Consider the following 15,811-nt stretch of genomic DNA (forward strand, 5'->3'; position numbering starts at 1 on the left):
AAGTCTGGTCAAAAACTTTGACAGAACTTTAGACAATGCTAATGCGAGAATTCATCTTTGCTTTATCAGGCTTATGCTTAAGCGCCTCGCTAAGGCTTCCTAAGATACCAAATGGGTTCTATAGTTCTAGAATCTAGTTGCTAGGTAGAGAATGGAGTGATTGTCTTTGCCAGTTCTTCAACTCCTCTACGTTGATAAAGATTGATTTGTCTACGATTTGAGAACATTGATTTGATTGTGGAGTCTGACAAAAACTCTTCAACTTGGTTAAGAGGAAGTTGTAAAATTATGGCAATGTCTTCTCCAGAGAGCCATTGCTGACCAAATAGATTCAAGATTTCCTCATCTTTGGCACTGAGTAGTTGGTTGAGTAGCTTCTCTAAAAGCAACCAACAGGCGATCGCATCGGATTCAGCGCGATGGGACTTACCGACATTAAAGCTATAATGCTTGACTAATTTGGGCAGCGATCGCGATGGTAAGTGTGGCAGTAACAACCTTGATAGCTTGACCGTACAAAGTTGCCTAGAAGCGCTAAATTCAATACCGAGTCTTTGATATTCGGCTTTAAGGAAAGAGTAGTCAAACCCAATGTTATGTGCAGTCAAAATCCCCGTTTGCAGCATGGGTAAATATTTTGGCAAAATCTGATCACTGCCATCAACATCAGCAACCATGTCCTGTGAGATACCCGTAAATTTGACAATTTGCTCAGGGATTTGGATTTGAGGATTAATTAGATCAGTAAGTATTTGTTGAATTCCATCTTTGAGAGTGGCTTGAAGCACCGAAATTTCGATAATGCGATCGCGATCGCCTTTTCCTCCTGTTGTTTCTAAGTCAACTACTGTAAACACCTCTGTACTAAGCTGGCGATAGTAGGTGAGCAATTCCGTAGAGAGATTGGCATTAATTTTCATTGATTCTAATTAGTTAAACGGCTAATGCGTCAGTCCTAAAGCTGTCGCCAGCCTAGGAAATAAAGTGGCGGCGCTTCGCGCCGCCACTCGCTTCTTGGGTTTAATGCAAGTGACTACAGCTATATAAAGCTTGATAAGTAAGCTGCACCAACCCTGTATCAAAGGCTTGAGAATTTTCTAGCTTTAAATTGAGAGTAGGTAGAGGTGGTAGAAACAAAGGAATACCTTCCCCTAAAATGATGGGGTGGATCGACAAAATAAATTTATCAATGAGATTATTTTCTAAACAGGTTTTAGCGATCGCTGCGCCACCAACTAGCCAAATGTGTTTACCATATTGAGATTTAAGATTTTTCACAAAGCTAGCTAGATCGACACCTACAAAAGTCACATTTTCATCTTGCTCTTGCTGAATGGTACGTGAAAATACAAAACCTTGCTTATCAGGATAGGGATAGTCACCCCAAGATTGGATCTGCTCATAGGTATTGCGTCCCATGATTAGGCGATCGCAGGTTACATAAAAATCCTCATATCCATAATCCTGATCCGTAAATAGCCAGTCTACCGCCCCAGAACTACGCGCAACATAGCCATCTAAACTTGTTGCAATGTACAAAATCAATTGTCCCATAGTAGAAAATCTAATCGTTTTCGGCAAACCAGCGATCTTTCGATCCCCATTAAATGATATTTTGAGAAGCGGTTAGCTTTATATGTGAGTGCAAAAAAGTTAAACTCTTAGAGTTTGATCCTATTGATATGTTGCATTTTCTTGCATATATCTTCTTGCACGTCATTTCATTGCAAATTTTTTAGATTCTGAGTTAAGAGGCTGGAGTAAACAGCAAGCATGGTAACAACCGCAGAGAAAGTATCAGTCGGGCGCATCACCAAGATCATCGGTCCTGTGGTCGATGCCGAATTCCCCAGTGGCAAAATCCCCGAAATTTATAACGCCGTAGTCGTAACTGGACGTAACTCCGCAGGACAAGACATCAATGTCACCTGTGAAGTACAACAATTATTAGGCGATAACCAAGTTCGTGCTGTTGCAATGAGTACCACTGACGGCATCGTTAGAGGTATGGATGTAACCGATACAGGCGCACCGATTAGTGTTCCTGTTGGTCCTAACACCCTTGGTCGTATCTTCAACGTATTAGGCGAACCTATTGATGAATTAGGACCTGTTACCACCGAAGAAAAATTCCCAATTCACCGTCCATCCCCTGCATTTACATCTCTCGAAACCAAACCTAGCACCTTTGAAACGGGCATTAAGGTAATTGACCTTCTTGCACCCTATCGTCGTGGTGGCAAAATTGGACTATTCGGTGGTGCTGGTGTAGGTAAAACCGTATTAATCCAAGAATTAATTAATAACATCGCGAAAAAGCACTCTGGTGTGTCGGTGTTTGGTGGTGTAGGCGAACGTACCCGCGAAGGTAATGACCTCTACAACGAAATGAAAGAATCGGGCGTACTTCAGTACCTCGCTCTCGTTTATGGTCAAATGAATGAGCCACCCGGAGCACGTATGCGTGTGGGCTTAACTGCTTTGACTATGGCTGAGTACTTCCGTGACGTGTCCAAGCAAGACGTATTGTTGTTTATCGACAATATCTTCCGCTTTACTCAAGCTGGTTCCGAAGTATCTGCACTACTTGGTCGTATGCCATCGGCTGTAGGTTATCAACCTACTCTTGCGACAGACATGGGTGCTTTGCAAGAGCGGATTACCTCAACCACCGAAGGTTCGATCACCTCCGTACAAGCGGTTTACGTTCCTGCGGATGACTTGACTGACCCCGCTCCTGCTACTACCTTTGCTCACTTGGACGCAACCACCGTGTTGTCTCGTGGCTTGGCTTCTAAGGGTATTTATCCTGCGGTTGATCCCCTCGATTCTTCTTCGACGATGTTGCAACCAGGTGTAGTCAGCGATGAACATTACCGTGTAGCTCGTGGCGTACAAGCAATTCTTCAGCGCTACAAAGAACTTCAAGATATCATCGCCATCTTGGGTCTTGATGAACTCTCTGAAGATGACAAATTGGCTGTAGCCCGCGCCCGTAAGATTGAGCGCTTCTTGTCTCAGCCCTTCTTCGTTGCCGAAGTATTTACTGGTTCTCCTGGTAAGTATGTCACCCTCGAAGAAAGCATCAGTGGTTTCGATCGCATCCTTAAGGGTGAACTTGACGAACTACCTGAGCAAGCTTTCTACCTCGTTGGCAACATCGAAGAAGCGATCGCTAAGGCTGAAAAGTTAAAAGCTGGTAATTAGGCATTTTGGCTATTAGCATTTAGCTTTTAGCGTTTAGCTCATGAAAAGCTAACAGCTAATAGCTAACGGCTAATAGCTAACAGCTAACAGCTAAAAAAATAACCAAATATTTTAAAAAATGACCCTAACTGTAAAAGTAATTTCCCCAGATACAACAATTCTGGATACTGTCGCAGAGGAAGTGATTTTACCTAGTTCCACAGGGCAATTGGGTATTTTGACCGATCACGCCCCTCTAATTTCGGCTCTCGAAACAGGCGTGCTACGTTTTCGCAAAGATAAAGCTTGGGCGGCGATCGCTCTTACAGGTGGTTTTGCTGAAGTCGAAGAAAACGAAGTAACTGTTTTGGTACGTAGCGGCGAATTAGGCAGCACGATCAATGCTGAAGAAGCACGCAAAAAACTTGAAGATGCGGAGCAAGCTTTGGCTAGTATTAAGGCTGAAGATAAGCAAGGCAAGATTCAAGCTGAGCAGAATTTGCGGATGGCTCGCGCTAGATTGCAAGCAACTACTCCTATTTAATTTCAATATTTTCGTTCTGCGAAAGATTAAAAGATCAAAAAACGCTTACTTCTTAGTAAGCGTTTTTTGATCTTTTAATCTTTCAAAATATACGATGTATGGCTATTCGTAGAATTTACAGCGCTTTGCGCTGTGAGACATAAAACCTAAGAAGTCAGGGGCGACGCTTTGCGTCGCCCCTGACTTCTTAGGTTTTATAAGTTTGTCTACAGCTATACAATTAAAAAATAGTACTAAAAAAATGACTGACAATAAAAAATATCGTATTCAGCTAGAAGGTCAATACAAAGCACTTGAAGAACATTTACAAAAACTTGCCTAAGAAAGAGAGAAACAAATTGAAAATCAAGACTTAGGTTTAATCGCTCATTGGGAGAAGACGGTAGCAAATTGTCATAATCAAATTGCAAAGTTAGAAAGGAGACTCAAGAAATGAATAGTACATACAAACAACCAATTGATCGCCTCAAGCGCCATATGGCAGAGTATCAACCACAATTACAAAAAGCCATAGCCGCGATCGCTATTTTAGAAAGCGCTGACCCTGAAACTGATGAATTTTGCAAGGCTCTTGCAGATCTCCATGTCTGCTCTACGATCCTTGAGCCATATTCCGAAGGAATGCTAGAGGCTATTGACCAATTTACTGAAGATTCTGAAACTTGAGCGAGATAATGTAGATAGTTTAATCAATGGGCGTAGCCAAAATCTTTTTGAGGGCAATTAAGCCTTTTTTGAGTTGTCGAGAAACAGTAACAGCACTAATGCCCAAAGTCTCAGCAACCTCACGATGCGTAAATTCTTTTAAAAATACAAACTCCACCACTTCACGGGTGCGATCTTCTAGGAGGTCGAGAGCTTGCTGAAGTCGAATATTATCTTCTTGGGCAAGTTGAAAACTTTGGTATTTCTGATCGGTAACCAGATCACCGATCGAGGTTGAGTTATCTTCGCTTTGATCAATCGGTGTATCTAGACTAATAGGCGATCGGTTTTGGCAGGCAAGTTTAATGTCATACCATTCACTAACGGTAATACCTAGCTCATTCGCTACTTCTTGACTTGATGGTTCCCGACCAGTCTCAGTCCGCCTATTACGAATGATTTTACAGCCTTGGTTATAGGTGGTTAGCCAAGCGCGAGGCATCCTCACCGTTGGGCTTTTGTCGCGTAAATAATGCTGGATTTCACCCTTGATATATGGCACGGCAAAGGAGCTAAAAGCATTACCTTTGCTCACATCAAATCTCTCGATCGCATTAATTAGCCCAATCGAGCCGACCTGCATGAGGTCTTCAAAACTTTCTTGACATTGATTTTTCCAGTGATAGGCTTCACGACGCACTAAGCCGATATTTAGATTTACAAGTTTATTTCTTAGCTTGATAGTGGGATTGGCGCGATAGGCTTGCAAAATTTCGAGGGTTTCTTGTTTGCGAGTGATTGTAGTCTGCGGATCAGATTCTTCAGCTTCGTGAGGTTCGTTACGATTGTCGAGATATTGTCTTTGCAAAAAGTTCTCTAGATGCTGGTGAATATGAGATCGGGCAAATTCAGAAAAATTGGGATTTGCCTCAGGATTAAATTGGAGTAAGGCTTTTTTTAATCCTTGTTTGCCAACTTCGAGTAATTCGCGATCGCTTGATCGGCGTTCCCCCACCCGACGATTCGATACCCGACGCTCGGTGATGTCTGGGCGATCGCTAGATCGGCGATCGCCAATATTTTTTTTGTTAATTAATGAGATTGGTAAAGAAGCGATCGTTTCACGAATTAATCCCATGTGAATTTCAATTAGCTGTTGCTGCAAAGGTTCAGAGGGAGAAATCCGATATCCTCTTAAAAGTGTGACTATATTTTCTTTAGTTAAATTATTTTCATCTAATGGCATAAGACAAACATCCTCAATGATGCCAGCAGCCAGAAAATATGCCCAATACATTAGAGGAGAACTTTGCATACATGTGCTTGATACCAATAGCTGTCAATGGCACATAGAGTTTGGTGACGTTGTCTTAGCTCGACCCATAGCCTTGCAAGGCTGAACTAAAACTGCATGAAAATCATTTGAGCTATGTCTGCATATTCAAGTTCTTTCATTGTCTAAGACAACTACAGAATTTTCATTTTATTCATAGTCCATAGATTATAACGTTAACAATGATTTAGTGCCATGATGGAAATTATGATTAGACTAACATAATCATTGCTTCATCTCCCACTGGTACATAGGTTTGGTTTATATGCATTACTGCTAGGGCATTTGAGCCGATCGCACCGATCAAGTTTCCCGAACTATAATTCTGCACAGGTTGAAAAATCGGCTTTCCTTTTTGATAGGTTAAATTTCCCCATAAATAGGTTTCGCGCCGCCCTTGTGAGTGTAAATCCTCCGTTGTGATGGCTTTGATCAATTGTGGATACCAGTAAGTTTCATTACTTCCATTTAATTTGGCGATCGCGCCGCGAATAAATCGCCAAAAGCTCACCATTGCTGACATGGGATTGCCGGGAACTCCGAAGTAGATAACTTTATCCTCACTTCTATTCACATGAAGAGATGGAAAGATGGATGCGACAGTAAGAGGCTTTCCTGGTTTAATGGCAACTGATCGCACATGAATAGCTCCGCCTATTTTTTCGAGAATTTGATCGACATAATCGTAATCTCCGACGGAAACTCCACCTGTGGAAATGACGATATCGGCTGAGGCGATCGCCTGTTGAATGATCTTTTGCAGTGCAGATGGATCATCCTGCACAGCCCCAAAGGGTATGGCGATCGCCCCTGCTTGCTCAATTAATGCTGATAATGCATAGAGATTAGAGTCAATAATTTGTCCTAACTGAAGAGTCCGAGAACTATCAAGGTTCAGCAATTCATTTCCTGTGGAAATAATCGCTATTTTCGGTTGACGGTAGACTGTGACTGTTTGACATTTTGCAGAAGCTAAAGCACCGATTTCTGTTGCGCCTAATTTTGTGCCTGCTTTGACTAGAGTTGCGCCAGCCTGAATAAATTCACCCTTGCGGCGGACATATTCACCTTGGATTGGCTTGACCTTAAGCTGTAAAAAATTATCAGTGCGTTCAGTATATTCCTGCATAATCACTGTATCTGCACCGTTCGGCAACATTCCACCTGTAAATATGCGGATACATTCACCTTGTCTTAAGGATTTAGCGATCGCCCTCCCTGCGGGAATTTCCTCAGAAGCGATCGCGAGTTTTAGTTCGGGCAAATCTGCTAAGTCTGCATACCGTAAAGCATAGCCATCCATTGCTGAGTTGTCCCAAAGGGGAAAGTCCATAGTGCTGTTAATGTCCTCAGCAAGAATTCGAGCGATCGCTTGCGACAAGGGCAAAATTTCACTATCGATTTCTGGATCGAAAGGTTTGACCAAATCTAAAATTATTTTTTCGGTTTCAGCGACAGACAGCATAACTACATTAAAGATAGAGGGCAGCGCGTAGCACTGCCCTCTACTATAGAATTTATTTATGCGTATAGATATTGTCACTCTCTTTCCTGAATTTTTCACTTCACCTTTGCAGACCAGTCTGCTCGGTAAGGCGATCGCCAATCAAATTGCGGAAGTACATCTCACCAATCCTAGAGATTTCACCACCGATAAGCATCATCGTGTCGATGATGAACCCTATGGCGGCGGCGTAGGCATGTTGATGAAGCCCGACCCAATTTTTGCAGCGGTGGAGTCACTACCTAGTTTACCGAAGCGAGAAATTATTTACTTGACTCCGCAGGGGAAACCGATGAAGCAAGAAATGTTTAAGGAACTAGTTAATTACGATCAGCTAGTTCTCATTTGTGGCAGTTATGAAGGGGTCGATGAGCGTGTATGTGAACACTTAGTAACTCGCGAAGTTTCCCTTGGAGATTTTGTACTGACCTGTGGTGAGATTCCTGCTCTTGCCCTAATTAATGGAGTCGTGCGCTTGCGTCCGGGAACAGTTGGGAAGGAAGATTCACTCAAATTTGAAAGCTTTGAAGATGGATTGTTGGATTATCCACAATATACAAGACCACCTGTTTTTCGTGGTTGGGAAGTTCCTGAAGTATTGCGATCGGGTAATCATAAATTGATTGCGGAATGGCGGAAAGAACAACAAATTTTGAGAACTAAACAACGTCGTCCTGATTTGCTATGTTGACAACCCACTGCTATGCAGACTCTGGAGTAAGTGTGAGTCCTCGATAAATTTGGGCGATCGCAAAGGTGAGATTGATGCTCTTTAGCTCGATCATGTCACCTTCTTTATAATTGATAATTACCCATTCGCCATTATCTTTTTTGTGATAGAGGTCTATTTCAATACTGGTGGAGCTAACTAGTAGATAGTCTTGTAATACGGGATTGTTGGCATATAGTCTAAATTTGCCACCGCGATCGTAGGCTTCGGTACTGGGTGATAGAACTTCAACGATTAGGGATGGATAAGTAATGTATTGAGTGGTGGTTTTGTCGCGATCGTCACAGGTGACGCTGACATCGGGGTAAGTGTAGTTTTCGGTTTTGACAATCTTAACCCGCAGGTCAGAGTTTCCTACTTCGTAACTACTCCCTTCTAAATGATTAGCAAACAAAGTGGTAAACCTGACCGCAATTAAACTATGGTTTCTGCTGCCGCCACTCATTGCATAGACTTTACCTTCGATATATTCGTGCTTATTTAATTGCTTCTCTTCCCAAGTAAAGTATTCTTTAGGAGTGAGTTTAGGAAAATTTTCTCTAGCCGCGATCATGTTTTTAAGGGATTAAGAGATTTTTTATATTTTAACAAATGCGAACGGCTAGATAATTTTCGATTTTAGTAAAATTCCATCTTATAGGCTCATGATATGGATATTAGTTGTTCCAATTGAATCTGTGATTGCCAGTTGAGAATATCTTGAAAAAGCACGTTATAGCCATCGGTATTAGGATGTAGCCCATCTTCACATAAACGCTTATTAATCCAATCTTGTCCCCGTTCTTGCCACAAATCGAATACATCTAAATAGGGAATATCTCGCACTTGGCAAGCTGATTTCGTGACCTCTTTGTAGCGAAACTGATCCTCATGGTTGAAATGCATACAACCTAAAAACGGCATTTTCGATTCATCGACGGGAACCATCCCCACAAACATCACGGGACAGAGACTCTGGGCTTTGTCCAGTAAATTGACAATCTCTAAGGTAAAGCGATCGCCATCCGTCATGTTTCTTCCTAATCGCTTGCCAACCCGTGGGGAATCATTCACACCAACAGATAGAATCATCAAATCGGGGCGTTTATTCCGCAGTTCTCCGCGTAGTAAAAATTCTTGCTCTAAGCGTTGATTGACCTGTGCAGCCGTATCGCCACGTACTCCTAGGTTATAGAGGACATGACTGGGTTCTGTAGCCATCCATTGCCGCCGTAGTTGCTCGACCCAACCACCATTAACAGGATCACCATAACCATAGATGAGGCTATCACCAAATGCTGTGACCTTTAATGGTTGATGGTAATGAGAAAAGAGGTTGGGTGTTCTTAGCAGATTTAAGGTTGTCATCGGGCAATGCGTTTCGGCTAATTGTTGGATTAGTGTCTTTACAAATCTACATCTAGATTAACGCAACTAAGTACTTTTACTTAATAAGTTTTTCATTACATTGAGATTGTGTTTCTGCGCGATCGCAAACGGTGATTTTTTTAATTAACTTACGCAGTTCTAACGCTTCTTGATATTCAGGCTGCTCTTGCAGTATTTTCTCAACCGCCAAAAGAGATTCACTATAACGCTTGGCACGGTATAGGGTCGCAGCTAAGGCATATTGGGTATCAATTTTGGAAATGCCTCCCCATAATATGTTGGCTCTGAGAGATTGGGAATAGGCGTTGATAGCTTCTGCATCTTTATTTTGATTGTAGAAAATCACGCCACGATTGTGCCACACTTCCGAGAAGCCACCTGACAGTTTTATTGCTTTGTCATATGCTTGAAGCGCTTCTTCATTACGATTGACTCTCTTAAGCACATTGCCTTTTTTATACCAAGAGGGATAGTCATCAGGCTCAATGGCAATCACCTGATCATAGGCTAATATTGCCTCTGGATAAAGCCCCAAAGCTGTTAGGGCATCAGCCTTTCCATACCAAGCGTTAGTATAGGTTGGCTTTTCAGCAATCAAGTTCTCAAAAACAATTAATGCTTTTTGGTTTTCGCCTTGATCAAGCAGTCGAATGCCGTCAATATAAGTCTCATAGAAGTTTTCACTGTTATTGTCGTCAAAGAACTTGATCTGGGGATTCTCGCGGCGAATTTTTTGACCCCGTTCAAAGGATTGAATCGTTTCTTTATAACTTCCTAGTCTTGATTTGGCATCCGCTTCCCCATAGTAAATTACATAGTCTTGGAGGCTGAGTAAGTCTTTAGATGTAATGTAAGGAGTATTGGGCGAGAGTAAAATAGCCCGACGGTAAGCCGATTGGGCTTCCTCATAGCGTTCTAATCGGAACAATGCTAGTCCTCTAAAAAACCAGACAAAGCTAAAGCTAGGCTTAATTTTTATGGATTGATCCAAAGAAGCGATCGCCTCTTCGTAGCGCTTGAGATCAACTAATGCTGTGCCGCGATTAAACCACCAAATATAGTAGTCTTCTGCTTTTACTCTAGGCTCAACGCGATCAACAAAAATGGCTCCTGGACTAATTTGCAATGCTTGGTCATAGGAAGCGATCGCTTGATCATATTTTTTGAGTCCAGCCAATGCTAAACCGTGATTGTTCCATAGTTCTGGATCTTTGCGTCCCCGTTCATCTTGTAGCGCAATTTCAAAACAATTGAGAGCCTCGTGAAAACGGTTTTGCTTCAGGAAAATATTGCCAAGTAGTTTGTAGTTGCCAGGATGATTAGGCGTTGAGCCAATATTACAAACCCGCTTTGGGGTTTGACTATAAGCAGAGCGATCGGTGAATACCCCAAAGAATTCTATTGTACAACCTGACAAAATCAAACAATAGGTTAATAAACGAAGCAGTAAAGAGTGAGAAGTCATAGGTTTCGATGGAAAAGCTGAATTTCGTAGAGATGCTATCTAGCAACGCGCGGTGCTGGTGGTAATGGTGAAGCTGAGCTTTCTGGAGGAGGATTATATGTTGCTGCTGGAGAGTTATAAGTGTCTGGTGGAAGGGTATATGTTTCTGAGGGAGTGGTATATATTTCTGTAGGAGGATTATTATATATTTCTCCAGTTAGATTGCGTGAAGAATCTACATTTGCTGGAGGAACTGCAACGGATTGAGATGCTGGTACAGTAGGGATAGTCAGCTTTTGCTTCGTTTCTTCTATAATTTCCTTGCCCCGTGACTGCCAATAAGAAGTCGGTGAAATTCCTTTAACAGTATCGATCACGGCTTGCCATTTTCCATCTTTCGTTGGTTTATCTACTTTTTGAGTAAGGTCGTTATTTTTCTTCAGATCTTGCTCCCATTGAGCCAAGAGTTGGTCAGCTTTCGATCGCTTCCGACTATCTAACGGGATTGCTTGTAATATCCTTTTTGATTCCATCAAATCACCTTTAGATTCATATTTCTCTTTGGCTAAAGTGATTAATTTATCTATATCATCATCAGACTTTTTGTTCTCATCAATCCGTACGATCGCTTGATCCATTGATTGATTTACAGAATTGACAAACTCTAAATTTGTATTGCCATTATTCGCAACTTTGGACTGCATATAAAAATAAGCTCCGACTGCAACACTAACAGTAACTCCACCACCTAAAAGCATCGTCAGGAAGACTCGTGTGAGGTCTTTGATATTTGATTTAGGTTGATTTTTAGCAGCCTTTGCTTTTCTATAAATTTGGGAATTGAAGAAATTCACCTTCAGTTTTTTGGTTTTATGGCTGTTATTTATTCCTGAATTTAATGATCCTAGGGAATTTAGCTCGGTAGTTAATGGAGTTTGTGGTGAGGATGGTTTTGATGACAAAGTTGCTAGGATAGGCGATGGCAAGAGGAGAGGAGCAGCCAGAGAGGTGATCGTCGATTCAGAAGGGTTAATCACTGGTTGGAGAGATTGCAGCATTTGTCCTGCGTTACTGTAGCGAAAGGCAGGTTCAGCCGAGAGTGCCGTATTGAGAATTTGCCTAAACTGCTCGCTGACTGTGCAAAGTTCTTGCCAATTCCATGTATGGTTTGGTGTTCTTAGTGCTTCAGGGGGAAAGCCTGTGAGCAACACGATAATTACTATGCCGATCGCATAAATATCGGCTGTGGGGGTTGCCTGTTGCGTTTGCAATACTTCTGGGGCTAGATAAATTTGATGATTTTGGCCGTTGGCAGCTAGCAGGATAATCTGCATACGGTCGTAATCATAGGCAACTGTGTCTAGAGAGATTGACCCATGTGCTTCCTTGCGATCGTGCAATGTGATGAGGTGAGGAAGTATTTGCCGCAAGATATCTTGTGCTTCCGCTTCAGAAAGTCCATGCCCAGATACAGGGGCAAGTAATGTGCGATAAGTTGAATATTGCGTTTGCATAACTTCATCAACTCCAATATTTAGACCTGTTGGGATATAAGCTCAAAAAGTCTTGAAATCTTCTTGCTATACATGTTTCAGAAGTTTTGTGTTAAAAAACATTAAAATGTAGTCTAGGCAAGCTTTTTAGCAGTTTCGCCCATTATATCGCAACGAGTCTAGTAATCATGTATAACTGTCGTCAAATGTCAACCCAAAAGTAATTGGTTGGCGTTGCAAAGCACCACTAATCAATCACTTTTGGGGATTGCAAAAATTGGTGACCAAAAATATGGATGGTTGTAATTTTTGGATTTACAACACTTTGCGCTCAACACCAAATCAAGAAAGTTTTTGAAAGCGTTGCTTTGCAACGCTTTCAAAAACTTTCTTGTAGTTTGTTTGGTCGAAAATTGCTGTAATTAAGGCTATTTGCGATCGCCTTGCAGCAAGGTTAAATTTAATTACTGATTAATTTCTAAATAAGACCAAAATAAAAATGGCGACTCTATCTTAACAAAAGAAAACAAATAATGACATTAGCCGAATCACTGAGAAAGCTTAACCTTAATCACAAAATAGAATGTAGCCCCTTGAGTGACTAGCTCAGGCTGCCACTTTAATGGAGGATTACCGCCAACTTTTCCAAAACTTTCAACCCAGATCGTTCCTCCCATTAGCTCAGCTAAGCGCTTACTAATCGCTAAACCTAAACCAGTACCACCATATTTTCGACTAATCGAATTATCAGCTTGCATAAAAGCTTGAAATAAATTGGCAATGCGATCGCCTGTAATGCCAATCCCTGTATCCGTAACTGCAACTTGAAGCTCATATTGATCTTTCTGATCTTCTGCAAATAAGTGATTACCACTAACGACAACGGACACAGTGCCTTGAGGGGTAAATTTAATCGCATTCCCAACAATATTTATAAGAATCTGACGCAGACGAGTGATATCACCAATGACATGTGAGGGAACATCGGGATGAATCTTATATTGCAAACCAATCCCTTTATCTTTAGCCTGACCATTTAATAAATGACAAGCTGATTGAAACACGTCTGCTACCGCATATTCTCTCTGCTCTATTTTTAACATGCCCGACTCAATTTTAGAGAAATCCAGAATATCGTTGATAATCGTTAAAAGAACATCACCACTTTCTAGAATCGTCTGCACAAAATCCTGTTGCTCTTCCGTGAGTTCAGTCGTCGAGAGTAACTGCGCCATCACCAAAACTCCATTCATCGGTGTACGGATTTCATGACTCATGTTGGCAAGAAAATCACTCTTAGCCTTAGTTGCGGCTTCGGCGGATTCCTTTGCTTGTGCTAGGGCAATTTCTGAGAGTTTGCGCTCTGTGATATTCCGTGAGATTTGAATAACTGTATCTTCAGATAAGGGAGAAATATTTGAAGCAAACCATACCTCTTTGCCATCAATTTCTAGTCTGTAATCGCAACTAACAACTTGTTTAGCGATCAATGCTTTGTGAATAGTTTGTAAAATAATATTTGCCGCTTCTTCGGGAAGTTCTTCATGAATAGGCTTACTGAGAACCTCCTCACGAGTTCCTTTTAAGTTCACATTTTGGGTTCTGGCTATTTTGAGACAACGGCCTTCTCGATTGCGTACTAGCACCACATCAGTCATCGCTCCAAGGAGAATACTCTGTTCGATATATGCAGCTTTAAGTTTGGCTTGACTATCTCTCAAGTCAAGTTCAATTTGTTGCTGTTCGCTAAGATCTTCAGTATTAGCAGTATTTTGTAAAGAATCTTTATTAGCTTCAGACAAACCTAAATGTGATCGGTTAATCCATTGGAGCATCAAAGCTTCTAGCCCCATTGCCACAATCAAGGGTAACCCAAACAGCAGAGTTATTGAATTAGGATGAAATGGACTCTCTAATATGGCTTTACCAAAATGGTAAGTTAAGTAATTGATAGCTGTCCATGTGACGACAAGCTGCAATACAAACGGTATCAGCAACAGCCAATAGATGGATATGTTGCCTTTTAGAAAAGATTTACGAAAGCCGTGAGAAGACATTTAGATTTGTGCTAGGGGTTGCCCTTGCCTTTTATTATGACAGGGCATTGTATTTTTCAAAACAGAGAATTAGGCTGGACGCACAAACCATAAACTGCGTTTGCCATCATGGGAAATACAGTCCAAAATTAAGTCTTTGACCCTAATCGGTAAGCGTCCACTCCTACGCGATCGCCTTAAACTACTGGGAGAACATTCCAAAATTTTGGCAACCTCTGTCGTTGTCCAAAGTCTAGTAAACAAGTCATCAGGAAAAGCAGACATACTTTGGGCTAGTTCTTTCCAAGCCTGAACGTATACTTCAGTGGCATCAGTATGCTGGATCATCGTTTCATTGTCATTGCTATGATCTACCTCCACTAGAGCAGGTGGTCTTGGATCTAATTCGCCAAAAATATCGGTATCAATATAAACTTGAACATTAAAGATATCGTCCCAACTTTTAAGAAAATCTTCCTCATTTTCTATGGCAAAATCATTTGAATCACTTGCCAAAGAATGCTCTTTTAAAAATGATTGATCAGTCTCTCTTTTGACTGTAGAGATCAAATTTTCTAGGGATGCGATTATATTTTTTTGGTTATGGTTTTGATAGAGATTAATTATCTCTTGGATCGACAGGGCAAGCTCTTTTGGTACGGCTAGCATCTCTACGTCTGATGGCTGTATTGGCTGTAAGGGATCGACCACAGGAAAGACCCAAGTAAAATTGTTGTGGAACTATATAAAGATGTCAAACAAATCCACGATTTTAAAAGTATAACGCTAGTCTCTATGGAGACAACAACTATTCACTGATTTGTCGATCAGCAAAAGCACGTATGTTTACAGATTCCCGTTCGATTTCACAAAAAAATAACAATAAATTCCCGATAATTTATTCTGAGAGTTTTCTAAATCATGACACTGGTATTTATCATCCTGAAAAATCTGGTCGGCTTACAGCCATAGTCGAAGCTCTCAAAAATTCAGCGATCGCCTCACAATTGGTTTGGCAAGAACCGACCTCGATTAATTCTCGCTATAAATCAGGGCTGGACATCCTCCAAGAAGTGGGTCGTTTTCATACATCAGAATATATCAATGCTTTGCAGCAACTTACCGATCGCGGTGGTGGCTATATTGATGGCGATACGATCGCTTCACCCCAGACCTATGAAGTAGCGCTATTAGCGGTTAGTGCATGGCTAGATGGGGTGGATCTTGTCCTTGAGTCTGGTCGTCCAGCCTTTGTGTTGGCTCGTCCCCCTGGACATCATGCCCGCGCTCAGTCAGGAATGGGTTTTTGCATTTTTGGGAATGCGGCGATCGCGGCGATGTCAGCTTGCGATCGCTTAAATCTAGATCGCGTCGCCATTCTTGATTGGGATGTGCATCACGGTAATGGTACACAGGATGCAGTCTGGGATCGTCCTGATATTGCCTATGTGTCCACCCACCAAGCCCCGTTTTATCCGATGACAGGTCGTAAGGATGAGACAGGCGCTCACGGCAATATTTTGAATAT

Annotated in this window: 15 protein-coding genes and 1 pseudogene; 6 read left to right on the forward strand and 10 right to left on the reverse strand. The window is 41.7% G+C overall.

Annotation, left to right across the window (positions count from 1 at the left end; translation table 11 throughout):
- A pseudogene (locus B9G53_RS29015) lies at positions 1 to 103 on the forward strand (DDE transposase); the annotation flags it as partial.
- A gap of 37 nt (positions 104 to 140) precedes the next feature.
- Here the strand turns inward: B9G53_RS29015 and B9G53_RS10555 are convergent.
- Both B9G53_RS10555 and B9G53_RS10560 read right to left on the reverse strand, forming a co-directional pair.
- A complete protein-coding gene (locus B9G53_RS10555) occupies positions 141 to 920 on the reverse strand; it encodes a PolC-type DNA polymerase III (protein ID WP_094531933.1) in 780 nt (259 codons plus the stop codon).
- 100 nt (positions 921 to 1,020) lie between these two features.
- Positions 1,021 to 1,539: a dihydrofolate reductase family protein gene (locus tag B9G53_RS10560; protein ID WP_217901553.1), complete on the reverse strand. Its 519-nt coding sequence runs from the start codon at positions 1,537 to 1,539 to the stop codon at positions 1,021 to 1,023.
- Positions 1,540 to 1,773: 234 nt separating this feature from the next.
- On the opposite strand from B9G53_RS10560, the gene atpD reads away from it, so the two are divergent.
- The 3 genes from atpD to B9G53_RS10580 all read left to right on the forward strand — a co-directional run bounded on the left by atpD (position 1,774) and on the right by B9G53_RS10580 (position 4,396).
- On the forward strand, positions 1,774 to 3,207 hold the full coding sequence (gene atpD / locus B9G53_RS10565) for a F0F1 ATP synthase subunit beta (protein ID WP_094531937.1): 1,434 nt from the start codon (positions 1,774 to 1,776) through the stop codon (positions 3,205 to 3,207).
- Between the two features lie 118 nt (positions 3,208 to 3,325).
- Positions 3,326 to 3,730: an ATP synthase F1 subunit epsilon gene (gene atpC / locus B9G53_RS10570; protein WP_094531939.1), complete on the forward strand. Its 405-nt coding sequence runs from the start codon at positions 3,326 to 3,328 to the stop codon at positions 3,728 to 3,730.
- A gap of 432 nt (positions 3,731 to 4,162) precedes the next feature.
- Positions 4,163 to 4,396: a hypothetical protein gene (locus tag B9G53_RS10580; protein ID WP_094531941.1), complete on the forward strand. Its 234-nt coding sequence runs from the start codon at positions 4,163 to 4,165 to the stop codon at positions 4,394 to 4,396.
- A gap of 19 nt (positions 4,397 to 4,415) precedes the next feature.
- Here the strand turns inward: B9G53_RS10580 and B9G53_RS29020 are convergent, their stop codons facing one another.
- The gene (locus B9G53_RS29020; RefSeq protein WP_369683000.1) at positions 4,416 to 5,690 is read right to left on the reverse strand and encodes an RNA polymerase sigma factor SigF; all 1,275 of its coding nucleotides are present in this window, start codon (positions 5,688 to 5,690) and stop codon (positions 4,416 to 4,418) included.
- A gap of 229 nt (positions 5,691 to 5,919) precedes the next feature.
- Positions 5,920 to 7,173, reverse strand: coding sequence for a gephyrin-like molybdotransferase Glp (glp, locus tag B9G53_RS10590; RefSeq protein WP_094531943.1), 1,254 nt, complete (start codon positions 7,171 to 7,173; stop codon positions 5,920 to 5,922).
- Positions 7,174 to 7,231: 58 nt separating this feature from the next.
- Between glp and trmD the strand changes: the two genes are divergently transcribed.
- Positions 7,232 to 7,903 carry a tRNA (guanosine(37)-N1)-methyltransferase TrmD gene (gene trmD, locus B9G53_RS10595; RefSeq protein WP_094531945.1) on the forward strand — a complete coding sequence of 224 codons (672 nt, stop codon included), beginning with the start codon at positions 7,232 to 7,234 and terminating at the stop codon, positions 7,901 to 7,903.
- A gap of 10 nt (positions 7,904 to 7,913) precedes the next feature.
- Here trmD and B9G53_RS10600 read toward each other — a convergent pair whose 3' ends face one another.
- The 6 genes from B9G53_RS10600 to B9G53_RS10625 all read right to left on the reverse strand — a co-directional run bounded on the left by B9G53_RS10600 (position 7,914) and on the right by B9G53_RS10625 (position 14,994).
- Complete coding sequence (locus B9G53_RS10600; RefSeq protein ID WP_094531947.1) at positions 7,914 to 8,495, reverse strand: Uma2 family endonuclease; 582 nt, start codon at positions 8,493 to 8,495, stop codon at positions 7,914 to 7,916.
- An 89-nt stretch (positions 8,496 to 8,584) separates the two neighbouring features.
- The gene (locus B9G53_RS10605) at positions 8,585 to 9,289 is read right to left on the reverse strand and encodes a GDSL-type esterase/lipase family protein (protein ID WP_094531949.1); all 705 of its coding nucleotides are present in this window, start codon (positions 9,287 to 9,289) and stop codon (positions 8,585 to 8,587) included.
- Positions 9,290 to 9,365: 76 nt separating this feature from the next.
- Positions 9,366 to 10,775 (reverse strand): tetratricopeptide repeat protein, encoded by a 1,410-nt coding sequence (locus tag B9G53_RS10610; protein ID WP_094531951.1) that lies wholly within the window; start codon positions 10,773 to 10,775, stop codon positions 9,366 to 9,368.
- Positions 10,776 to 10,810: 35 nt separating this feature from the next.
- Entirely contained in the window at positions 10,811 to 12,268 is a 1,458-nt protein-coding gene (locus B9G53_RS10615; RefSeq protein WP_094531953.1) for a hypothetical protein, read from the reverse strand.
- Positions 12,269 to 12,795: 527 nt separating this feature from the next.
- On the reverse strand, positions 12,796 to 14,304 hold the full coding sequence (locus tag B9G53_RS10620) for a PAS domain-containing hybrid sensor histidine kinase/response regulator (protein WP_094531955.1): 1,509 nt from the start codon (positions 14,302 to 14,304) through the stop codon (positions 12,796 to 12,798).
- A gap of 69 nt (positions 14,305 to 14,373) precedes the next feature.
- Entirely contained in the window at positions 14,374 to 14,994 is a 621-nt protein-coding gene (locus B9G53_RS10625) for a hypothetical protein (protein WP_141211761.1), read from the reverse strand.
- 131 nt (positions 14,995 to 15,125) lie between these two features.
- On the opposite strand from B9G53_RS10625, the gene B9G53_RS10630 reads away from it, so the two are divergent.
- Positions 15,126 to 15,811, forward strand: a 686-nt coding sequence (locus tag B9G53_RS10630; RefSeq protein WP_094531959.1) for a histone deacetylase, incomplete at its 3' end; no start/stop codon positions are given.

The organism is Pseudanabaena sp. SR411, from assembly GCF_002251945.1.
In the GTDB taxonomy this organism is placed as follows: Bacteria; Cyanobacteriota; Cyanobacteriia; order Pseudanabaenales; family Pseudanabaenaceae; genus Pseudanabaena.